Consider the following 20,639-nt stretch of genomic DNA (forward strand, 5'->3'; position numbering starts at 1 on the left):
TCTGCTCCTATTTGACCGACTTGAGAAAGGCCGCGGTTTCCGCGTGCACAGGGTTGCCGATGACTTGATCGGGGGAGCCGATTTCGTGCACCAGGCCGTTGCGAAAAAACGCCACGCGGTCGGAAACATCCCGCGCGAAGCGGATTTCATGGGTCACCAGAACCATGGTCATGCCGTCTTCAGCAAGCATGCGCATGGTGTCCAGTACCTCACCCACCAGTTGCGGATCGAGGGCCGAGGTGGCCTCGTCGAACAGCATGTAGTCCGGTGACATGGCCAGGGCGCGGGCAATGGCCATGCGCTGTTGCTGGCCGCCGGACAATTTGCCGGGGAAGGTCTTGAGCTTGTCGCCCAGGCCCACATGGGTCAGTTGCTGCACTGCCAGCGCCTCGGCTTCGGCTTTGCTTTTACCCAGGACTTTGCGCGGTGCCAGCATCACGTTTTCGAGCACGGTCAGGTGGGGGAAGGCGTTCCATTGCTGGAACACGATGCCGATCTTCTGCCGCAGGTGGTTGAGGTCGGTGGCGCGGTCATGGACTTCGATGCCGTCGACGCGGATATGACCTTTCTGGATCGGTTCCAGGCCGTTGATGCACATCAGCAGGGTCGACTTGCCGGAGCCGGAGCCGCCGATAATCGAAACCACTTCGCCCTTGTTCACCGTCAGGCTGACGCCCTTGACCACCTCAAGGTCGCCGAAGGATTTGTAGACGTTGTCGATCTCAATCATTTTCTTGCCACCTTTTTTCCAGGCGAGCACCAAGGCGCGCAACCACCAGGCTCATGACGTAATAGATAAGGCCCGCAATGCACAGCACCAGCATCGGTTCCTGGATGCGGGTGACGATGGTTTGCGAGGCGCGCAGCAGTTCGACGATGCCGATCCACATCACCAGCGCGGTGTCTTTCATCACGCTGAGCACCAGGTTGAGCCAGCCGGGGAAGGCTACGCGCATGGCGATGGGCAGCACGATATAGCGCAGGTCCTGCAGGTAGCTCAGGCCCAGGGAGCGACTGGCACGGCGTGTGGTAAATGGCACGGCGAGCACACCGCTGCGCACGATCTCGGTGAAATAGGCGGCGGCGTAGACCCCCAGCACGATGCAGCCGACGCTGAAGGCGCTGATGTTCAGGCCGACGATGCTCTTGAGCGAGTTGAACAGCACGAACTGGATCAGCAAGGGTACGCTGCGAAACACATCCAGCACCCACGCCAGCGGCAGGCTGGCCCGTGGCAGCAAGGCGCGCAGCAGGCCGAACAGCAGGCCGGCAACGGTGCCGAGCAAAATCGCCCAACTGGTCAGTTGCAGGGTGACCCATGCCCCCTGCAGCAAAAACAGAAAATCGTTCCAGGTAAAACTGGTGGAAAACATGGGCTAGTCCTCAGTAACGAAACAGTCGCCAGGCCATCAGCCGGGCTACTGCAACGATCGCCTTGGCAATCAGGTAATACAGCACCGCGGCAATGGCGAAGTATTCAAAGGTGCGGAACGTTTTGACGTTGTAGTCCTGGGTCACGCCGGTCAGGTCGTTGTTGAGCCCCACGATCACCCCCAGCGAAGTCATCAGCACCGCCCAGACCATCTGGTTGGTCAGCGGGTAGAACACGATGCGCAGCAACTGCGGGACGACGATCATGCGGTAGGTCTGGAAGGCGCTCATGCCCAGCGAGCGGGCGGCGCGTATCTGGGTGTCGGGCACGGCCTTGAGGCCACCACGAAAGTTCTCCGCCAGATAGCCGGCGTTGTTGAACGTGATCCCGGCCAGCAGGGCAATCCAGGAGCTGACATGCAGGCCAAGGGACCCCAGGCCGAAGTACAGGACATAGATCTGGAACAGCGAAGGCGTATTGCGGGCGATGGACACCCAGGCATTGCCGGTGCCGCGCAGCAGCGGGTTTTTGCTTTCGCGCATCACTGTCAGGGCGAGGGCGATCAAGACGCCGAAGATCATCGACAATGCCGCGGTCTCGAAGGTCACCAGGGCACCGGCGAGCATGTCCGGCAAGGCGCGCAGGGCTGAGCGCCATTGGAAGGTGTAGTCAAACATGGGTTGCGTTCTCCAGTGAGGCAGCGGGTTGCAGCCACTGTGGCAAGCGCCCGCTGGCCGTGGCGCTGCACGCCGCATCCACACACTCGCTGAGGCTGGCGAAGTGAACTGTGCGGCCCACCAGGCCGGGGGCGTAATGGGCGTATTTGCCCGAGTTGGTCATCAGGTTTCTGGCCGCCGGAGGAATCACCGGCTCACCGAGCATGCACCAGCAGGTGTCGCTGACGATCACGGCGCCGAAGGCTTCGATCACCCCGACATGCCCGGCGGTACGGGCCTGTTCCAGCACGACACGGCCACAGGTAATCGCCAGCACCACATCAGGGTGCCGCTTGCGGCCCTGGCACAGGCGCGCCAGATGGGCGAACTCGCTGAGGGAAAAGTGCGGGTTGCCCAATGACACCACATCGACTTTCGGGTCGCGGGCGCTGTTGAGTTCGTGCCAGCTGAGCAGCAAGTCTTCAAGGCTGACCTTGAGCACCGGCAGCGGGCCATCGAGCACCTGAGCCGGGTCGAGGGCTTCGGGGGTGACACCGGCGATATGAAACAGGGGCGCGGCGCTGGTGGTGGCAAAGGCGGCGCCGAATGCCTTGAGGTCGTCCAGGTCCGGATGCTGTTGCTTGAGCCCCATCACCAACGGGATCCGGCTGCCGGCCAAAGCGCCGATGTGATAGCCCAGCAGGGGGTAAAACGCGTCATCAAGGTTGCCCAGGGTTGGCAGCTCGATTTGCAGGCGGGCCTTGCGCTGGTCCTCCAGATGGCAGCCAATCAGCGGTGCCCGACCCGTGAGGGCTATGCAGATATCCAGATAGTCGGGGTACTTGAGTGTGCGTGCGCCGAGCACGCTGTTGGCGTAAACCACCGCGTTGGATTCGGCCCAGACAATTTGCTCGCCCGCCTTGGGCGCACTGTCGAGCAGATAAGGGGCACAGGTGAAGCTCAGTTGTGCACCCATGGCCATATAAGCATCGCCCAGGTCACTGGCAGGGACGCCAAGTGCCGGGTCGATACCCAGTTCGCGCCAGCGGCGCTGGTCAACGGAAATTGAATTGAGCGTGGTGGGCACCCGTACCCTGGCGCCCCATGCCACCAGTTGCTGCGCAAAGCGCAGACTTGCCGGCCCGGTATAGATGCAGCCGTCGATATGGGCCTGGGTAATGTCAACCAGCTGCGTGGCACCTTGCAGGTGGGCCATGCGCAACACGATCTGCATCGCAACCTGTGCGGCCTTGCCGTAACTGCCAGCGAGCAGTGCGCGGTCATGTTCGCTCAGTTCGACCGAGGCGTGTGTGTCTGCCGCCGGGGTGTCGTGGCGTGGTGGCGCAGTATAGTCAGGCGCTGCATCGTAGAGGCTCAGATGTGTGCCATCGACCCTGGCGAACGCCTTGCCGTGCAATTGGCCAAAGGCTTCCTTGCCGATGCACAGCACCGGCAGGGAGCGCTGGAACAGGGTCTGGGCGACCAGCACGCCAAGGGTCAGAATCTCGTCGGCTTCAGCCAGCACCAGCGCAGCGGGGGCATGGCCATTGCTGATCAGTTCCATCAGCACACTGCTGCCGGTGCAGGAGCCACGCCCGCTGGGAATCGCCAGTACGCGACCCGCCAGGCACTGCCCGCTGAGCGGGTGATGGCGGTCGATCACCTCGCCGCTGAACGGGTCGACGCCGCCCCAGAAACTCAGGCCGACATCGGCGTACAGCAACGGGGCGAAGGCAGCGCCATCGACCAGGCTGCGACCTGCAAGAGAACGAGTCCCGGACATGCTGGATACCTCAGTAGTAGACGTGAGGTACGGTCAGATCAGCCGGTGGAATCTCGGTCCCGACCCATTTGGTCCACAGCTCCTTGTAGCGTCCGGTGCGTACTTGCTGGTTAACAAACAGGTTGAGGTAGTTGAGCAGGCCGTACTCGTTGCGCTTGGCGCCAAGGGACACGTAATCAACCACGTAAGGCGCGTTACCGGCGACCTTGAGGTTTTTGTACTTGCCTGGTTTAAGGGTAGCTGCGGCCACGGTATTGGTCACCACGGTGGCTTCGATATGGCCTTGGGCGACGGCCAGCAGGGTGTCGTTTTGCGACTGATAGGCACGGAACGAGCCGCTGCCCCAGTTTTTCACGTCTTTTTCCAGGGCGATGGCTTCATAGGTGCCGCTGGTGTTGCCCAGCGCCTTGCCCTTGAGGTCGTCGAAGCTGTTGATGCCGGTGTTGTCGCGGGTCAGTACGACCATCTGGAAGGCGAAGTAAGGGATGCTCAGGCCAACGGTCTTGGCGCGTTCAAGCGTGTCGGAAGTGGAGGCCACAATGACATCGGCACGCCCGGAGACCAGTGCCGGAATCCGGTCAGGGAAGGGCGTTTCCACGATTTCAGCATCGACGCCGAGCACTTTTGCCAGGTCGTTGCAGTAGTCCACATCGAAGCCGACGGGCTTATTGGCCTCGTCGCGGGAGCCCATGGGCGGGAAGTCCAGGGTGACGGCGCAGCGCAGCTTGCCCGAACCGATAATGTCGTCGAGCTTGTCGGCCTGGGCCGTGGCGATAAAGGAGGTACTGAGAACAGCGCTGAGGGCTACGGCAAATACGGGGTTTTTCATGGAAGCCTCGGAGTCGTTGAAGTGCTGTTGAATAACGTTCTTTGGATTTCGTATACGATATTTGTTTAGCAAGTCGTATGCCGATTTTTCCTACACGGTCGCAATAAGTGAGCGAGTGAGGTGTTTACGGGCTTGCGTGATGGCACTCTGGGTTCAGAGGGGGTGTGGGGTAGCAGGGGGGTGTTACAGAAGGGAGCATTGCTGTGGGAAATGCCCCACAAAGGAACACTTGCTGGCTTTTTGGCGGTATTTGCAATGCTATGCCTTGCGGGCAGTATGGGCGGGGTACTTTTCCTGGGAGAGTGAACGCCATGCCTATCGATGATGTAAACGGGGTGTACTACATCAATACAGACCTGATGCTGACGGCCCCCGTTGACCTGGCACCCTTGGCACAAGCGATGGCGCCCGAGGATCTACCCGATGTCTCAATCAGTTGCCTGCATGACAGTCAGGCTGACGGCGATCTCTATCATTCGGTTTTTGAAGCCTTTGGCCCGCAAGGGAGTTACTCCACGCCTGATGAAAGCATCAAGGCCTTGCTTGATGTCGTTGAGCAATTGCCACAAGCACTCCAGCCGCTGTGGCGAGCCTGTACAAAAAAGACCCTGGATATTGGTTACAACAGCGGTGTGACACCCGGTTACGTCAGCCACCCGATTCCGATCGATACCCTGCTGCGTATGCAGTCATTGGGAGTCGACCTGTGCATTACGGTGTATTCGCTGGAGGAGTGAGGCAAAAATCGCGAAGCGGATGACGTGAAACGGTGTAGTTGCTGAGGAGCGCAGCGAGGCTGCGATCGATCGCGAAGCGGTCGTAAACCCTGAGCCCCGGATGTACCTGGCGCAACACATTCACCGATTTCACGACTGCTGTGTCGCAGTGGTGCACCAAACCGATCGCAGCCTCGCTGCGCTCCTCAGCGACTACAAGCTAATGCGTTCTGTACAGGCTCAATGGCTTTGTGGCAAATGCTCGAACAGGGTCTTGCAGACACCGGCAATATGCTCATCCAGCAATTTGACGGCCAGTTCCACGTCGCCGGCGCGGCAGGCGTCAAGGATTTCCCGGTGTTCGTGGTCGGCGCGGTGTTTGCCTGCCGACAGGCTCATTTGCATGCGCAGGTAGCGTTCCAGCTTGTCATTGACCGAGCGGATCAGGCTGATCATGAATGGCCGCTGCGCAGGCTCATACAGGCAGGCGTGCAGTTCCCAGTTGAGCTCGGCCCAACGGCCCACATCATCTTCGCCGACAAACTCCTGGCAAATGCGCTCGGCCCGGGCAAAGGTGTCTGCGGTCATGTTGGGAATGGCCAGGCGCAGCAGCTTGTCTTCAAGGAGCATGCGCACTTCGAACATCTGCGCCAGTTCTGCCTCGGAAATGCGCGTGACCATCGCGCCGCGGTTGCGCTGGAACATCACCAGCCCTTCAGCTTCAAGCCGCTTGAGGGCTTCGCGCACGGGGATCTTGCTGACATTGAACTGGCGGGCGATATCATCCTGGCGAATCGGTTCGTCTTCAGCGAAATGCCCGGCGACAATGGCATCGCGCAAATGCAGGGTGATGATTTCCGACGTGGAAGGTGAATTGCCCAGGTCGGGAGCATTGAGTTTTGGGTGGGCCACGGTGGTCATCGTTCGCTGGTGAAAGATATATGGTATACGAAATTTAGACGGCAAGCCTTGTGCCAATAGTGCTGGGGTTTGTTATCCGGCTCGCATCAGCCTACGAATGCCAGCACACTGACAGGTGAGCCTGAGCCCGCCTGCAAGCGCAGCACACCGATTACCAGGGTAATTCCGGTTGGCGGCAGCCGGTCGAGGTTGGCGAGGCATTCGAGGATAATACCTTCGCGCCCGAGCACCCGCTTATTGCAGGCGAAGGATGTTTCCTGGCCCGGATCAACGCCGTGGGTATCGATGCCAACCCCCGCGATAGCGCGCTGTTCAAGTAAAAAATCGCTCGCCGCGGCACCGACCCCCGGGAAGTGCAGGCCCCGGTCATCGGCATTGATATAGCGTGCAGGCTCTGACCAGCGTGATTGCCAGCCCGTATGGAAAAGCACCACAGAGCCGCTCTGCACGGGGCCGTGCACAACCTCCCAACGCTCGATATCCTCAAGGCTGATAACGTAGTCGGGGTTGTCCTGGACCCTGGTTTGAACATCAATGACCACTGCAGGCCGCACAAGCGCTTCAGGCGCGTAGCCGTCTATTCCGATTGCGCTCGCAAAAAAGCTGTTGGGAGCATTCATATGGGTGGCGCTGTGTTCACCCAGGCTGAAGCTGCGCAGGTAATAGCCGTCTGCTGGAAGTGAGGCTTGAGGGGTAAACCTCACAGGAGGGTCATTGGGCCAAACCGGGATGTCGGGGGTAATCAGATGGCTGAGGTCGACAATTCGATCAAACTGGATGTTTCGCATGCTTGATTTCCTGTTCAGGATGTTCCCGGCATGGTGCCAAAAAAATAGATGATCAGGCACCGCGCAATTGAGACCTGATATGAGCACTCGGCGGCGCTGTTCAATATTGCCCGGTGCCGTATGCACCTCAATCAACTGCCGTGTTCAGTTTGAGCACGGCATCCAGTCCGCCTTCGGGCCGGTTGTGCAGTTGCAGTGTACCGCCATGGGCGGCCGCGACGGTGTGGGCGATGCTTAGCCCCAGACCGTAGCCCCCCGTGCTGCTGTTACGCGATGACTCCAGCCGGTAGAACGGTTCCAGCACCTGGGTCAGTTGCCCGGGTGCAATTCCCGGGCCGCTGTCCCTGACCGTGATGACCAGCACGCCGGGCTGTTCGTCGACAATCACCTGTACGTCCCGGGCATAGCGCAGGGCATTTTCCAGCAGGTTCTGCACGCAGCGTTTCAGGCTGCGGGCATAGCCCGAGAAGGGCCGGGTAGCGTGACCGCTGAGGCTGACAGGTGCGCCGATATCTTCCAGATCGGCTTGCAGGCTTTGCAGCAGGGCGTTGATATCGATGTTCTGGCGCGGCTCGTTGATTTCGCCGCTGCTGACAAAGTCCAGGGTGGTAGCAACCAGTCCCTCCATATCGCTCAAGTCCTTGCGAAAGCGCTCTTTGAGTGCTTCGTTGTCGAGCATTTCGGCACGCAGCCGCAGGCGCGTGATAGGCGAGCGCAGGTCATGGGACACGGCCGCCAGAAAGCGCGTGCGCTCAGCCAGACTGGCCAGCAGGCGCTGCTGCATCAGGTTGAATGCCTGGGCCGCACGCTGCACTTCCAGCGGCCCTTTAATCGACAGTGGTTGGCGGCGGATATCCTGGCCCAGTGCCTGCGCGGCTTGCGCCAGTTGATTGAGCGGACGAACGGCCAGGCGTACCGCGAGCAATACGATGATTGCCACCACGATGATGCGCACCAGATAGATGCGCAAAAAGTAATCGAGCAGCACATCGGCCGGCGCCATGCTGGTCCAGCCCTGATCCTCGGTGGCTTGCACGTGCAGCCAACGGCCGTCGGCCAGGCGCAGCTCAAGGGTAAATTGCCCGGCGGCCGGGCTGGAACCGAACAGGGTATCCACCCCGGCCTTGTGCCCCTGGCTGTCGAGCAGGGTGAGGTTGAGCAGGTTCAGGGCCGTGCGCGACGCGGTTTTTTCATCGACCAGGCTGCGCAGCAGCGATTCAGTGGCCTGGTCCTGGAGGGGCAGTGTGCCGCGCTGCATATCGGCGGCGTTGCGCAGTTCGAGGTTGAAGGCCGGGGTGCTGAGGTTGTGCAAAAAAAGCTCGATGTGCTGCGGATCAGTGCGGGCAACCCGCACGATATCGGCCAGGCGGCTGGCAATCAGGCGCGTGGGGATTTCCAGGACCTGACTGTGGCGTACGTCATACCAGATGCTGCTGGTCAGCACCTGGGCGGCGAGCATGCCCGTGATCAGGATCACCACCAGCCGCCCGTAGAGGGTACGCGGCAACAGCGTCATGATTCGCTCGTCACGCAGGCGCAAGTGAGCATGTAGCCTTCATTGCGTACGGTCTTGATCAGGCCGGGGGCCAGTTGCTGACGCAAACGGCTGACGCACACATCAATGGAGCGGTCGAAGGGCGTGCTGTCCTTGTCGAACACATGGTTGAGCAAAAAGTCCCGGCTCAACGGCCGGTTCGGGTGCTGCAACAGCAGGCGCAGCACGCGGTAGTCGGAGTTGCCCAAGGTGATTACCAGGCCTTCGGCGGACAGCACCTGGCGGGCGCGGGTGTCGAGGCGCCACTGATCGAAGCGGACAAAGGGCGCCTCATCGACACGGGCGCGCTCAGGGAAACTCTGCGCCCGACGCAACACCACCTTGATGCGCACCAGCAATTCACGCGGATCAAAGGGCTTGGGCAGGTAGTCATCGGCGCCGATCTCCAGGCCGACGATGCGGTCGATCAGGCTGGCGCGTGCGGTGAGCATGATCACCGGGATATTGGAGCTGGCGCGCAGGGTTCGGCACAGGCTCAGGCCGTCTTCGCCGGGGAGCATCAGGTCGAGCACGATCAGGTCGATCACGTTCAGTTCCAGGCGCCGGCGCATTTCCTTGCCGTCGCAGGCGGTGGAAGTCTGGTAGCCGGCGTCGCGCAGGTAGTCGGCCAGCAACTGGCGGATTTCAGGGTCGTCATCGACGATGAGTACATGGTCTTGCTTGGACATGGGCTTCGGGTACGCCTTGGGGCTCGCAGCAATAGCGGATTTAACGGGGTGGAGCCAAACGAAATGTAATGAAATGTTGTAGGCGCCGGATTCGTGCAGCAGCAATACAAAGTCGGACCATCCGCGGCAATGACGCTCTTTAGAATGGCGAATCTAAATGCGAGTCATTGTAATTAAGGAAGGCCCGATGTCATCGTCACCCGATGCGGCAGTAGTTCGCAATACCCCTTGTGCATTGAACGGTACCCTTGCACCGGTGATCAGCCTGCTGGCCCTGGGGGTTTTCAGCCCGGCCAGCGAGGCGGCGCAGCCGGCAAACGATGTGCTGACACTGCCTGCGTCGAACGTCGAGGGGACTTATGACTCGCCGTTCAAGGTTGATGAAGTGTCATCGCGCAAGGTCATGACCCCGCTGCTCGATGCCCCGCAAAGCATCACCATCGTGCCGCAGCAGGTGCTCAAGGAGCAGAACGCGCAAAGCCTGCAGGACATTCTGCGCAATGTGCCGGGTATCACCTTTATGTCGGGGGAGGGCAACCTGGGCTGGGGTGACCTGTTTTCCATTCGCGGTTTTTCGTCCGAGCAGAGCCTGACGGTCGATGGCGTGCGCGACGCGGGCATGTCCAGCCGCAACGACATGTTCAACCTGCAACAGGCCGAGGTGTTCAAGGGCACCGGCGCCATCGAGTCGGGCATTTCGGCGGTGGGCGGCAGCGTCAATCTGGTGAGCAAGGAGGCCCATCTTGGGGACGCCAATCGGGTCTCTGCCGGGGTCGGTAGTGATGGTTACAAACGCCTGACCGCCGATATCAACCACGAGCTGAACGACACCAGCGCTCTGCGTGTCAACCTGATGAAGCACCAGAGTCAGGTGGCCGAGCGTGATGAGGTGGATTACGACCGCTGGGGCATTGCCACCTCCCTGGCCTTGGGGCTGTCGACGCCGACCCGGGCCTTTGTCGATTTTTTCTATCAGAAGGATGACAACACCCCGGACGGCGGCCTGCCGATCTTGCGCGGCACCGACGGCAAGCGCATGCCCGGCGTAAAGCGCAGCAACTGGTACGGCGATTCCAGCCTGTACACCCAGCAGACTGAAACCACCTCGTTGACCGGACGCCTGGAGCACGACTTTGACAACGGCGCGCTGCTGACCAACCAGCTGCGCTGGCAGCGCACCGATAACTTCTCGGTGCTGTCACCGGCGCGCTTCAACGCCGCCAGTGCCGACGGGGCGAAAACCTGCACCGGCAGCCGCTGCGCCACCCTCGGCTATGTGGGCGTCGGCCCGGCGTCGACGGTCAACGGGGTCAAGGTTTACAGCGACTACAGCAATACTGGCAGCACCGCCTACGGCATTCTGCGCGGCAGCGATTTCGGCCTGTCAAAACGCTATACCATCCTCGATAACCAGACCGACCTGAGCTTTGCTTTCGATACCGGTTCCATCAGCCACAAGGCCGTGACAGGGCTGGATGTGTACCACGAAACCTACGGTGGCCTGGAGCGCAATGCCAAGGTACCGGCGGCCAACATGTTTTTCGACATGGCCAACCCGCAACATGACTTTGCCGTGGAATACACCACCAAGGGCGTGGGCGAGCCGCGTTCAAGCATCGACAACGCCGGGCTGTTTTTTGGCGACACCCTGACCCTCAACCCGTGGTGGCAGGTCATGGGCTCGCTACGCTACGACCACTGGAGCGCCGAGACCACCCAGCGCGGCCAGGACGATGTCAAGGACACCTCGGGCGCCTGGAGCGGCCGTGCCGGGATCGTGTTCAAGCCACAACCCAACGGCACGATCTACGCCTCGTACAGTGAGTCGACCCAGCCTTCGGCCATCGGTGCCTCTACCAACAACCAGATCTATGGCGCCGCCAGCACCAGCCGCTACACCCCGGCCAAGTCCAAGACTTACGAGTTGGGCACCAAATGGGACTTGCTGGACAAGGGCATCAGCGTCACGGCGGCGGTGTTTCGCACCGAGCTGGTCAACTCCTGGGAGTACACCGAGGGCGAAGCGTCGCCGGTGCGTGCCTTGCCTGCCAAGCGCGTTGATGGCGTAGAACTGGGCCTGCAGGGCAACCTGACCAATCGCTGGACGGCCTACAGCGGCTTCTCGGCACTGAAAAGCGAGCAGACCAAGGGCGTCAACAAAGGCGCGGAGGCCAAGAACGTCCCCGATCTGACCGCCAACCTGTGGACCACCTACGCCTTTACCGACGACTTGAGCCTGAGCTACGGCGCCAACTATGTAGGGCGCCGGCGTTATACCGACAACAAGTATGTCGGTGGCCTGAACAACAACAGCAGTTACTCCGACGGCCCGTCCGGGGTGCTGGCGATCTACACGCAAGACAAGGAAAAAGCCCCCGGCTACTGGGTGCATTACCTGGCCGCGCAGTACCAGGTCAATCCTCAGACCACCGTCCACGTCAACGTCGACAACCTGTTCAACACCTTCTACTTCAGCCGCATCGGTGCTTCCCTCGATGGCTTCCAGCTGTATGGCGTACCGGGGGCCGGGCGCACGCTGACGGCGAGCATCGACTATGACTTCTGACCGCGACCGGTTGCGGAGCGCGCCATGATGATCGAAATCGCCGAGGTGTTCAGCGGCCGTGAGTTGGACGAGATGCGCGACCTGTTGCTTGCCCGTCCGTGGGTGGATGGCAAGCAGACGGCTGGCGTGGGCTCGGCGCGGGTGAAATGCAACCGCCAGTTGGCCGAGGACGACGCCGTCGGCGTCAACCTGGGCCAACGCATTTTGGCGCGGCTGTCCGACCACGGGCTGTTTATGTCCGGCGCGTTGCCCAAACGCATCTACCCGCCGCTGTTCAATCGCTACAGCGGCGGCGAGACGTTCGGCTTTCATATCGACAATGCCATTCGCGGCATCAAGGGCGTGCGTGAGCGCGTGCGCACCGACCTGTCCGCCACCCTGTTTCTGAGCGATCCGCACAGCTATGACGGCGGTGAACTGGTGATCCGCGACACCTTCGGCGAACGCAGCGTCAAGCTGCCCGCCGGGCATCTGGTGCTCTACCCCGGCAGCAGTGTGCACAAGGTTAACCAGGTGACGCGGGGCGAGCGGCTGGCGGCGTTTTTCTGGATCGAAAGCCTGGTGCGCGAAGACAGCCAGCGCAGCCTGTTGCTGGACATGGACGTGGCCATTCAACGCCTCACCGCCCAGCAGGCGGATGACGAATCACTGCTGCAATTGAGCGGCGTGTACCACAACCTCTTGCGCCGCTGGAGCGACGTATGAGCCCTTTATTGAGCGGGAGATTAGCCGTGTCCAAGCTGTTATTGCGTCAATCCTGTGTGCGCCTGGGCGCCCTTATCGTCCTTCTGGGCATGGCGGTATCGACGGCCTGGGCCAGGGACGTTACCGATGCCCTGGGCCGTGTGGTCAAGGTGCCGGACACCGTACAGCGGGTGGTGCTGGGGGAGGGGCGGCTGATTTCGGCCTTTGCCCTGCTTGACCGCGACCGGCCGTTCCAGCGCATCGTGGGCTGGCAGAACGACCTGCGCAAGCTCGACCCCAACACCTATGCCGCCTATGTGGCGAAGTTCCCCCAGGTCAAGGACATCCCCTTGATCGGTCAGGCGTCGGAGCAGAGCGTCAGCGCCGAGCAGATCCTGTCGCTCAAGCCCGATCTGGCGGTGTTCAGCATCTCCGGGCATGGCCCCACCGAACACAGCCCGGTGGCCGACGTGCTGGAAAAGGCCGGTATCGCGGTGTTGTTCGTGGATTTTCGGGTCAACCCGCTGCAAGGTACCGAGGCCAGCATGACGGCCCTGGGGCAGGCGCTGGGGCGCGAAACTGAGGCGAGCGCCTTTGTTGATTTCTACCGCCAGCATGTCGAACGCATTACCCGCACCCTGGGCACGATCGATGAGCAAAAACGCCCCGGCGTGTTTCTCGAACTGCTGGCCGGGGTCTGGGCCAACCCCGGACACACCACGGGCAAGGGTGGCATGGGCGAGCTGATCCGCCTTGTGGGCGGGCGCAATATCGCCGAGGGCGTGGTGCCCGGTGCACTGGGGGATATCAGTGTGGAATATGCGCTCAAGGCCGATCCCGATGTGTACATCCTGTCGGGCAACCAGCAGCCCGGGGTGATGCTGGGCGCGGGCATCGATGCACAAACGGCCCGAACCTCACTGATGCAGGTGTTGAAGCGGCCGCAGTTCGCCGATTTGCGCGCGGTACGTGAGGGCACTGTGCATGCCCTCTGGCATGACTTCTACAACTCGCCGTACAACATCCTTGCCATTGAGGCCCTGGCCAAGTGGATTCACCCCGAAATGTTTGCTGACCTTGATCCGCAGTTGACTCTTGATGAGCTCAACAAAGCGTTTCTCGACACGCCGCTGGCAGGTCAGTACTGGATCAGTGAACAACCATGACCGCTATCGCCAACCCGGCAGTGCTTGCGGCCAGTCACGGTTACCGACGCCTGCTGGCGCGGCGAGTGTGCCTGTTACTGGTGATCGGCTGTGCGCTGCTGGGCAGCGTGCTGCTGGACCTGTCCACCGGCTCGTCCGGCATGGGGCTGGGGCAGCTGCTGCAGGGCCTGTTGCATCCGCAGACCCTGGATGTCACGGACCGCGTGATCATCTGGAATGTGCGCTTGCCCTATGCGCTGATGGCGGTACTGGTGGGCGCGGCCCTGTCGCTGGCCGGGGCAGAGATGCAGGCCATCCTTAATAACCCGCTGGCCAGCCCGTTTACCCTGGGTGTGTCTTCGGCGGCGGCGTTGGGGGCTTCGCTGGTGATCGTGTTCCCGCTGAGCAGCGCCTTGTTGAGCCGCGACTCGCTGGTGGCACTGGCAGCCTTCGTATTTGCCTGCGCCTCGATGTTCCTGCTGCACGGCATGTCGCGGCTGCGCGGGGCCGGGGTCGAGACCCTGGTGCTGTTTGGTATTGCCCTGGTGTTCAGTTGCAACGCACTGGTGGCGCTGTTGCAGTTGCTAGCCACCGAAGATGTGTTGCAACAACTGGTGTTCTGGAGCCTGGGCAGTGTGGCCCGGGCCAACTGGGACAAGCTGGGCATTCTTGCCCTGGTGCTGGGGTTGACCGCGCCGTTTTCCCTGCATGCGGCCTCGCGCATGACCTTGCTGCGCATGGGCGAGGAGCGGGCGCAGAGTTTGGGTGTGGACGTGCGGCGGCTGCGATTTTTCGCCTTGCTGCGCATCAGCCTGCTGTCCGCCACGGCGGTGGCGTTTGTCGGCACCATCGGTTTTATCGGCCTGGTGGGGCCGCATATTGCGCGGATCCTGATTGGCGAAGACCAGCGCTTCCTGTTCCCGGCCAGTGCCCTGGTGGGGGCGTTGTTGCTGTCGCTGTCCTCGGTGGTGAGCAAAGTCATCATGCCGGGGGTGATTGTGCCGGTGGGTATTGTGACCGCGCTGGTGGGCGTGCCGATTTTTGTCGTACTGGTATTCAAGCGGGGCAGGCAGTTATGAGTGAGCAAGGGTTGTTGATCGAGCACGCCCAAGTCAAATACGGGCGCAAGGTAGTGATTGCCGACGCTTCGCTGCCGCCACTGCGCCCCGGTACATTGACCGCCCTGATCGGCCCCAACGGGGCAGGCAAGTCCACCCTGTTGCGCGGGCTGGCGGGGCTTGAGCCCATGACCGGCGCAGTCACCTTGCACGGTCAGCCATTGGCGCCGATGAGCGTAGCGCAGCGCGCCCGGCGGGTCACCTATATGCCCCAGCACTTGCCGCCGGGGCTGGGCTTGAGTGTTATCGAGAGCGTGATGGCGGCACTGCGGGTGGCGGGCAGTGGCGGTGATTATCTGGAGCAAGCCTATGCGGCTTTGCAGCGCATTGGCATTGCACCGCTGGCTGACCAGATGCTCAACGCGCTGTCCGGCGGCCAGCGGCAACTGGTCAGCCTGGCGCAACTGATCGCCCGCAGGCCCAGGGTCATGCTGCTGGATGAGCCCACCAGTGCGCTGGATTTGAGCTACCAGTTGCGGGTAATGGAGTGCGTGCGCCAGATGGTTGGCCAGCACCAGTTGATTGCCGTGATCGTGCTGCACGACATCAGCCTGGCGGCCCGTTTTGCCGACCATATTGCGGTGTTGCGCGAAGGGGCGGTGGTCGGTTTTGGCGCGCCAGAGCAGGTACTGACTGGGCAGCTGTTTGCCGAGGTATACGGGGTCAGGGCACGGGTTGAACGGTGTTCGCAGCAGACCCTGCAAGTATTGGTCGATAGCCCGGTTTGAAGCCTTATTCATCAGCCTGCACGGCGGTTGCTGCTTGTTTTACCAGCCGCTCCCCAGCACCCGGTACTTGACAGCAATGCCATTGGCACCCGTAATAGGAGGGAATGTTAACGTTAACTTAAATAAAAACAAGAGGGGCAACCCATGCACCGGACGGTCAAGCGTGATTACTGGCTTATCAGCGGTTTACTGTTTTTTTTCTTCTTTTCGTGGTCTTCCAGTTACTCGCTTTTTTCCATCTGGTTGCATCAGGTCATAGGCCTTAATGGTGCGCAGACCGGCTATGTGTTCGCCGCCAATGCGATCGCTGCGCTGCTGATCCAGCCGTTCTACGGGGCCTTGCAGGACAAGCTCGGCCTGTCGAGAAAACTGCTGGTGTGGATTGGTCTGCTGCTGTGCGCTGCCGCACCGTTCGCGATTTATGTCTACAGCCATTTGCTGGCCCAAAACGTGGTGCTGGGCGCTGTGGTGGGGGCGATTTTTCTGGCCTTTGCCATGCTGGCAGGGGTGGGCGTGATCGAGAGCTATACCGAGCGCCTGTCCCGGCATGTTGGTTTTGAATTTGGTACCAGCAGGATGTGGGGTTCCCTGGGCTGGGCGGCGGCCACCTGCATTGTGGGCGTGGTGTTCAATATTGATCCGAATATTGCTTTCTATATGAGCAGCGCTGCCGGCGCGGTGTTTTTGCTGATCCTGTTTCGGCTGGACTTGAGCCGCTTCAACCAGCCCGGAGGCAGTGGCGCAAGTGGCGCGGCGCCCGTAACCGTCAGCGATCTGTGGCTATTGCTCAAGCTGCCGCGGTTTTGGGCCTTCAGTGTTTATCTGACCGGGGTTTGCGGGATCTACATGATCTATGAACAGCAGTTTCCGGTGTATTTCTCGTCGTTTTTTGCGACGCCGGAACAGGGCATCCAGGCCTATGGTTACCTGAACTCATCCCAGGTCCTGCTGGAAGCGGGCCTGCTCCTGGTTGCGCCCTGGGTGGTCGGCCGTACCGGGGCGAAATACGGGCTGATCCTGGCGGGCAGCATCATGTTCTTTCGCATAATCGGCTCAGGTCTGGCCACTGAAACCTGGGCCATTGCCGTGTTCAAAATGCTGCATGCTGTAGAAGTGCCGATCCTGCTGGTCTCGGTATTCAAATATATCGCGTTCAATTTTGACCCGCGCCTGTCGGCCTCAATCTATCTGGTGGGTTTTCATTTTGCCCAGCAGCTCACCGCCATGCTCCTCTCGCCACTGGTGGGCTACGGTTATGACCAGTACGGGTTTGCCGATGTTTATCTGCTGATGTCCGCGCTGGCCGGTGCCTGCCTGCTGCTGTCCTGGACCCTGCTGCGCAACGACCCGCAGCCACCGCCGCGCAAGGCCAGTGTTGCAGAGGCGCTGGCATTGCCCGCCATTACTCAATCCGTTACCCGTTATGAACCCTGACAAGGACCATCCCATGCACGCTGTACGGCTGGACAAGGCCCATCGCGCCATCGCGCAAACACTGCCCGAGCGCGGTAACGACTATCGCCTCGCGTATCACCTGGCCCCTGCGGCCGGGTGGATGAACGACCCTAACGGGCTGGTGTTCTTTCGCGGCCAATACCATGTGTTTTATCAGCACCATCCGTTTTCTGCGCAATGGGGGCCCATGCACTGGGGGCATGCCAGCAGCGACGATCTGGTGCATTGGCAGCATTTACCTATCGCCCTGGCGCCCGGTGACAGCTATGACCGTGATGGCTGCTTTTCAGGCTCGGCAGTGGTGCTCGATGACACCCTCTACCTGATCTATACCGGCCACATCTGGTTGCAAGAGCCGGGTGATGACCAGCACATCCGCCAGGTCCAGTGTCTGGCCAGCAGCACCGATGGCATTACGTTCACCAAGCTCGGGCCGGTCATCGAGACACCGCCGGACCCGGCCATCATGCATTTTCGCGACCCCAAGGTGTGGCAGCGTCACGGTGCATGGTGGATGGCACTGGGCGCGCGGCATGGCGATGACCCGCAGTTGTTGATCTATCGTTCTGCTGATCTGATGCACTGGGACTTTCTGGGCTGTGCGCTGCAAGGCCAGCGCGAGCCGGATGGCTATATGTGGGAGTGTCCGGACATCTTTGAACTGGATGGCCGCGATGTGCTGCTGTACTCGCCCCAGGGTTTGAAGCCCGATGGATACGACAACTGGAACCTGTATCAGAACAGCTACAGGGTGGGTCAACTCGACGACAAGGGCGTGTTCAAGCCCGGCGGACCGCTGCATGAACTCGATCATGGCCACGATTTCTATGCCGCCCAGACCTTGCTGGCTCCAGATGGCCGTCGCCTGCTATGGGCCTGGATGGACATGTGGGAAAGCCCGATGCCCAGCCAGGCCGAGCACTGGTGCGGCGCGTTGACGTTACCCCGCGAGTTGAGCCGCGACGGTGATCGGTTAATGATGCGTCCGGCCCGCGAGCTGGTGGCGTTGAGGCAGTCCGGGCAGGTACTGCAGATAGGCGCGGTGAAGTCTGCCAGCCAGTTGCTCGATACCTGGGGTGCGTTGCTGGAGCTGGAAATTGAGCTGGATATTGCCGCCAGCAGCGCCGAGCATTTTGGTCTGGCATTGCGCTGCAGTGAAGATCAGCAGGAGCGAACCTTGCTGTACTTCGATGCCATGGCCCGCCGCCTGGTGCTCGACAGGCAGCACTCGGGTGCCGGAGTGAGCGGTGTTCGCAGCGTACCGATTGCGGCGGACCAGACACGCATCGCTCTGAGAATTTTTCTCGATCGATCATCCATTGAAGTGTTTGTCGACGATGGTGCCTGGTGCCTGAGCAGCCGGATTTACCCGCACGCCAACAGCCTTGCGGTGCGGGCATATGCCGTCAATGGTACAGGGCACTTTGGTGAAGCCCTGGTGTGGGGGCTGGCTGATCTGAAGCTATGAAGCCAGGGCATTTTGCACAGGGCGCGCCGCCCTGGTTGGCGCTGTTCTGCCGCTGGCAGGCATGACATCATGCCCGGCCAGACAGGTAATGGCGCGCACCGATGGCTTCAGTAAAAGATGTTGCACGGCTGGCGGGGGTTTCCCTGATGACCGTTTCCAGGGCCCTCAACACCCCGGGAAAGTTGAACCAGGAGACCCTGGCCAAAGTGCTGCAGGCCGTCGCAACGCTTGGCTATGTGCCCAGCCTGTCGGCGCGCAAGACCCGTGGCGGGCACTCCAGTGGCAAGACCATCGGCATCTTTGCCCTGGATACGGCCACCACGCCTTTTGCCGTTGAAATGCTGCTGTCGATGGAGCGCACGGCCCGCGAGCATGGCTGGAACGTGTTTATCCTCAACGTGTTTGAAACCCCGCCAGATCAACAGGCCATCGAGTTGATGCTCTCCCATCAACCGGACGGCATCATCTTCAGCGCCATGCAGCTGCGGCGGGTGGACATTCCTCAGGTGCTGCGCAGCTTGCCGCTGGTACTGGGTAATTGCGTCAGCACTGACCCCGGCATCGCTTGCTATATATCAGACGATGAAGACGGGCAGTATCAGGCGGTCCGCCAGGCGCTGCGACCGGGTTATCGTCGTCCGCTGTGCATAAACCTGCCGCAAAGCAGCATGGCCTGGGGGTTGCGCCAGCGCGGGTTGGCCCGTGCCCTGGCCGAAGCCGCGATCGATACCGCGCAAGTGCTGCAATACGACCTCTCCAGCGATGACGGCTACCACGAAACAATGCAGGTGCTGGAGCAACAACTGCTCACGGGCAATGCAACCCCGCCCTTTGACCTGCTGATTTGCGGCAACGACCGGATTGCCCTGGTCGCGTATCAGTATCTGCTCAGTCGCGGCTTGCGTATCCCGCAGGATGTGGCGGTGCTGGGGTTTGACAATATGGTGGGGGTTGCCGAGCTGTTTTACCCGCCCTTGAGCACCGTGCAACTGCCGTATTACGACATGGGCCGGCGTGCGGTGCTGCACCTGATTGAAGGTCGGGACGATTGCGCCGTGCACAAGGTTGCCTGCCCGCTGGTTGAGCGCGAGTCCTGCTGACCCTGTCAGCGGGCGATAAACGTATCCCGGTAGGCATACAAACCCGGTGTTCCGCCAGTCATCACGAACAGCACGCTGTCACCCGAACGGTAACGGCCCTGACGAAGATCACCGAGCAGCCCGGCAAAGGCCTTGCCTGAATAGACCGGGTCGAGCAGCAAGCCTTCGCATCTGGCCATCAACTGCACGGCTTCGAGCATGGCCGGGGTCGGCAAGCCATAACCTTCACCCAACTGGCTGGCGTCGATATCGATGGCGTCTGTGCGCAGGGCCGCCGAACTGCCTAGCAGGGCCAGGGTCTGGCGGGTCAGTTGCAGGGTTCTGGCCGCAGCCGTGTCACGGTCCGTGAGCACCGACCATGACCTGACCGTGGCTGCACCGCGCCCCAACAGTTCGAAACCGGCGGCCAGTCCGGCATGGGTGCCGGCACTGCCGTTGGCGATCATCACCTGGGTGAACTGCACGTCCAGTTCTGTTTCCTGGCGGGTTATTTCCGCAGCACAGCGTGCATAACCCAGACTGCCCACCGGCGTCGATCCGCCGGTGGGAATTACCAGCGGTTTGCGCCCTGCAGCCCGCAGTTGAGCTGCCCTGATTTCGGCCTGCACCTGTGCGTCTTTACCCTGTGGCAGCACGTGCACCCGGGCGCCAAACAGGTGGTCGAGCAGCCTGTTGCCGTTTAACTCGTAGTCGGCCTCGCGCTTGGGCACTGCGCGGCTCAGGATCAATTCACAGTCGATGCCCTGGCGAGCGCACACCGCCGCCGTGAGCCGGGCATGATTGGACTGGATGCCGCCCACGGTGATGATCGTATCAATACCGTCCTGAAGGGCTGCGCCCAGGTGAAACTCAAGTTTGCGCAACTTGTTGCCGCCACCCCCGATCAGCATATGGTCATCGCGCTTGATATACAGCTGCACTTGCTGCTCATGCAAACCCAGTTGTTGTTCAAGGCGGCAGGCCCGTTGAATCGGGGTAGGGCCCTGTAACAGGTCGGCGCGGGGGAACGCGCTCAGCGCCTTGTCCAGTACGGTTTGCATGGGTTGATACCTGAGTGCTCAATTGAATGGGGCCTAACTGTAGGGGT

The 20,639-nt window shown here is 61.1% G+C and carries 19 protein-coding genes; 9 read left to right on the top strand and 10 right to left on the bottom strand.

Annotated elements, in window-relative coordinates; translation table 11 throughout:
* Positions 1–7 precede the first annotated feature (7 nt).
* The 5 genes from CJU81_RS04205 to CJU81_RS04225 are packed head-to-tail and all read right to left on the bottom strand — an operon-like array spanning position 8 to position 4,640.
* On the bottom strand, positions 8–730 hold the full coding sequence (locus tag CJU81_RS04205; protein WP_095035617.1) for an amino acid ABC transporter ATP-binding protein: 723 nt from the start codon (positions 728–730) through the stop codon (positions 8–10).
* On the bottom strand, positions 723–1,373 hold the full coding sequence (locus CJU81_RS04210; RefSeq protein ID WP_095035618.1) for an amino acid ABC transporter permease: 651 nt from the start codon (positions 1,371–1,373) through the stop codon (positions 723–725). The genes CJU81_RS04205 and CJU81_RS04210 overlap by 8 nt, the downstream gene beginning before the upstream one ends.
* Before the next feature lie 10 nt (positions 1,374–1,383).
* Complete coding sequence (locus tag CJU81_RS04215; protein WP_088377487.1) at positions 1,384–2,049, bottom strand: amino acid ABC transporter permease; 666 nt, start codon at positions 2,047–2,049, stop codon at positions 1,384–1,386.
* Positions 2,042–3,811, bottom strand: a complete 1,770-nt coding sequence (gene lhpI / locus CJU81_RS04220; protein ID WP_095035619.1) for a cis-3-hydroxy-L-proline dehydratase — start codon at positions 3,809–3,811, stop codon at positions 2,042–2,044. The genes CJU81_RS04215 and lhpI overlap by 8 nt, the downstream gene beginning before the upstream one ends.
* A 10-nt stretch (positions 3,812–3,821) precedes the next feature.
* The gene (locus CJU81_RS04225) at positions 3,822–4,640 is read right to left on the bottom strand and encodes an ABC transporter substrate-binding protein (protein ID WP_095035620.1); all 819 of its coding nucleotides are present in this window, start codon (positions 4,638–4,640) and stop codon (positions 3,822–3,824) included.
* A gap of 311 nt (positions 4,641–4,951) precedes the next feature.
* Between CJU81_RS04225 and CJU81_RS04230 the strand changes: the two genes are divergently transcribed.
* Positions 4,952–5,377, top strand: coding sequence for a hypothetical protein (locus CJU81_RS04230; RefSeq protein WP_176464795.1), 426 nt, complete (start codon positions 4,952–4,954; stop codon positions 5,375–5,377).
* 219 nt (positions 5,378–5,596) lie between these two features.
* Here the strand turns inward: CJU81_RS04230 and CJU81_RS04235 are convergent, their stop codons facing one another.
* The 4 genes from CJU81_RS04235 to CJU81_RS04250 form a co-directional block, all read right to left on the bottom strand.
* A complete protein-coding gene (locus tag CJU81_RS04235) occupies positions 5,597–6,268 on the bottom strand; it encodes a GntR family transcriptional regulator (RefSeq protein ID WP_231386332.1) in 672 nt (223 codons plus the stop codon).
* A 95-nt stretch (positions 6,269–6,363) separates the two neighbouring features.
* The gene (locus CJU81_RS04240) at positions 6,364–7,065 is read right to left on the bottom strand and encodes a cyclase family protein (RefSeq protein ID WP_095035621.1); all 702 of its coding nucleotides are present in this window, start codon (positions 7,063–7,065) and stop codon (positions 6,364–6,366) included.
* A 127-nt stretch (positions 7,066–7,192) separates the two neighbouring features.
* A complete protein-coding gene (locus CJU81_RS04245; RefSeq protein ID WP_095035622.1) occupies positions 7,193–8,581 on the bottom strand; it encodes an ATP-binding protein in 1,389 nt (462 codons plus the stop codon).
* The gene (locus tag CJU81_RS04250) at positions 8,578–9,288 is read right to left on the bottom strand and encodes a response regulator (protein ID WP_095035623.1); all 711 of its coding nucleotides are present in this window, start codon (positions 9,286–9,288) and stop codon (positions 8,578–8,580) included. Before CJU81_RS04250 ends, CJU81_RS04245 begins: the two co-directional genes overlap by 4 nt.
* 187 nt (positions 9,289–9,475) lie before the next feature.
* Between CJU81_RS04250 and CJU81_RS04255 the strand changes: the two genes are divergently transcribed.
* From CJU81_RS04255 to CJU81_RS04290, 8 genes are all read left to right on the top strand, one after another.
* The gene (locus CJU81_RS04255) at positions 9,476–11,854 is read left to right on the top strand and encodes a TonB-dependent receptor (protein ID WP_095035624.1); all 2,379 of its coding nucleotides are present in this window, start codon (positions 9,476–9,478) and stop codon (positions 11,852–11,854) included.
* Positions 11,855–11,878: 24 nt separating this feature from the next.
* A complete protein-coding gene (locus CJU81_RS04260; RefSeq protein WP_095035625.1) occupies positions 11,879–12,559 on the top strand; it encodes a Fe2+-dependent dioxygenase in 681 nt (226 codons plus the stop codon).
* Between the two features lie 35 nt (positions 12,560–12,594).
* Complete coding sequence (locus CJU81_RS04265) at positions 12,595–13,704, top strand: ABC transporter substrate-binding protein (protein ID WP_095035752.1); 1,110 nt, start codon at positions 12,595–12,597, stop codon at positions 13,702–13,704.
* Positions 13,701–14,762, top strand: coding sequence for a FecCD family ABC transporter permease (locus tag CJU81_RS04270; RefSeq protein ID WP_095035626.1), 1,062 nt, complete (start codon positions 13,701–13,703; stop codon positions 14,760–14,762). The genes CJU81_RS04265 and CJU81_RS04270 overlap by 4 nt, the downstream gene beginning before the upstream one ends.
* The gene (locus CJU81_RS04275; RefSeq protein ID WP_095035627.1) at positions 14,759–15,529 is read left to right on the top strand and encodes an ABC transporter ATP-binding protein; all 771 of its coding nucleotides are present in this window, start codon (positions 14,759–14,761) and stop codon (positions 15,527–15,529) included. Before CJU81_RS04270 ends, CJU81_RS04275 begins: the two co-directional genes overlap by 4 nt.
* Before the next feature lie 144 nt (positions 15,530–15,673).
* Positions 15,674–16,963, top strand: coding sequence for an MFS transporter (locus tag CJU81_RS04280; RefSeq protein WP_095035628.1), 1,290 nt, complete (start codon positions 15,674–15,676; stop codon positions 16,961–16,963).
* Between the two features lie 13 nt (positions 16,964–16,976).
* Complete coding sequence (locus tag CJU81_RS04285) at positions 16,977–18,452, top strand: glycoside hydrolase family 32 protein (protein ID WP_095035629.1); 1,476 nt, start codon at positions 16,977–16,979, stop codon at positions 18,450–18,452.
* Between the two features lie 101 nt (positions 18,453–18,553).
* Complete coding sequence (locus CJU81_RS04290) at positions 18,554–19,552, top strand: LacI family DNA-binding transcriptional regulator (RefSeq protein ID WP_095035630.1); 999 nt, start codon at positions 18,554–18,556, stop codon at positions 19,550–19,552.
* A gap of 5 nt (positions 19,553–19,557) precedes the next feature.
* Here CJU81_RS04290 and CJU81_RS04295 read toward each other — a convergent pair whose 3' ends face one another.
* Complete coding sequence (locus CJU81_RS04295; RefSeq protein WP_095035631.1) at positions 19,558–20,592, bottom strand: D-cysteine desulfhydrase family protein; 1,035 nt, start codon at positions 20,590–20,592, stop codon at positions 19,558–19,560.
* Between the last annotated feature and the right edge of the window lie 47 nt (positions 20,593–20,639).

This window comes from Pseudomonas fragi, assembly GCF_002269505.1.
GTDB classification, from domain to species: Bacteria; Pseudomonadota; Gammaproteobacteria; order Pseudomonadales; family Pseudomonadaceae; genus Aquipseudomonas; species Aquipseudomonas fragi_D.

Coding starts and splice junctions, on each gene's coding strand:
- CJU81_RS04205 (WP_095035617.1), bottom strand. CDS start 730: ATGATTGAGATCGACAACGTCTACAAATCCTTCGGCGACCTTGAGGTG.
- CJU81_RS04210 (WP_095035618.1), bottom strand. CDS start 1,373: ATGTTTTCCACCAGTTTTACCTGGAACGATTTTCTGTTTTTGCTGCAG.
- CJU81_RS04215 (WP_088377487.1), bottom strand. CDS start 2,049: ATGTTTGACTACACCTTCCAATGGCGCTCAGCCCTGCGCGCCTTGCCG.
- lhpI (WP_095035619.1), bottom strand. CDS start 3,811: ATGTCCGGGACTCGTTCTCTTGCAGGTCGCAGCCTGGTCGATGGCGCT.
- CJU81_RS04225 (WP_095035620.1), bottom strand. CDS start 4,640: ATGAAAAACCCCGTATTTGCCGTAGCCCTCAGCGCTGTTCTCAGTACC.
- CJU81_RS04230 (WP_176464795.1), top strand. CDS start 4,952: ATGCCTATCGATGATGTAAACGGGGTGTACTACATCAATACAGACCTG.
- CJU81_RS04240 (WP_095035621.1), bottom strand. CDS start 7,065: ATGCGAAACATCCAGTTTGATCGAATTGTCGACCTCAGCCATCTGATT.
- CJU81_RS04245 (WP_095035622.1), bottom strand. CDS start 8,581: ATGACGCTGTTGCCGCGTACCCTCTACGGGCGGCTGGTGGTGATCCTG.
- CJU81_RS04250 (WP_095035623.1), bottom strand. CDS start 9,288: ATGTCCAAGCAAGACCATGTACTCATCGTCGATGACGACCCTGAAATC.
- CJU81_RS04255 (WP_095035624.1), top strand. CDS start 9,476: ATGTCATCGTCACCCGATGCGGCAGTAGTTCGCAATACCCCTTGTGCA.
- CJU81_RS04260 (WP_095035625.1), top strand. CDS start 11,879: ATGATGATCGAAATCGCCGAGGTGTTCAGCGGCCGTGAGTTGGACGAG.
- CJU81_RS04270 (WP_095035626.1), top strand. CDS start 13,701: ATGACCGCTATCGCCAACCCGGCAGTGCTTGCGGCCAGTCACGGTTAC.
- CJU81_RS04275 (WP_095035627.1), top strand. CDS start 14,759: ATGAGTGAGCAAGGGTTGTTGATCGAGCACGCCCAAGTCAAATACGGG.
- CJU81_RS04280 (WP_095035628.1), top strand. CDS start 15,674: ATGCACCGGACGGTCAAGCGTGATTACTGGCTTATCAGCGGTTTACTG.
- CJU81_RS04285 (WP_095035629.1), top strand. CDS start 16,977: ATGCACGCTGTACGGCTGGACAAGGCCCATCGCGCCATCGCGCAAACA.
- CJU81_RS04290 (WP_095035630.1), top strand. CDS start 18,554: ATGGCTTCAGTAAAAGATGTTGCACGGCTGGCGGGGGTTTCCCTGATG.
- CJU81_RS04295 (WP_095035631.1), bottom strand. CDS start 20,592: ATGCAAACCGTACTGGACAAGGCGCTGAGCGCGTTCCCCCGCGCCGAC.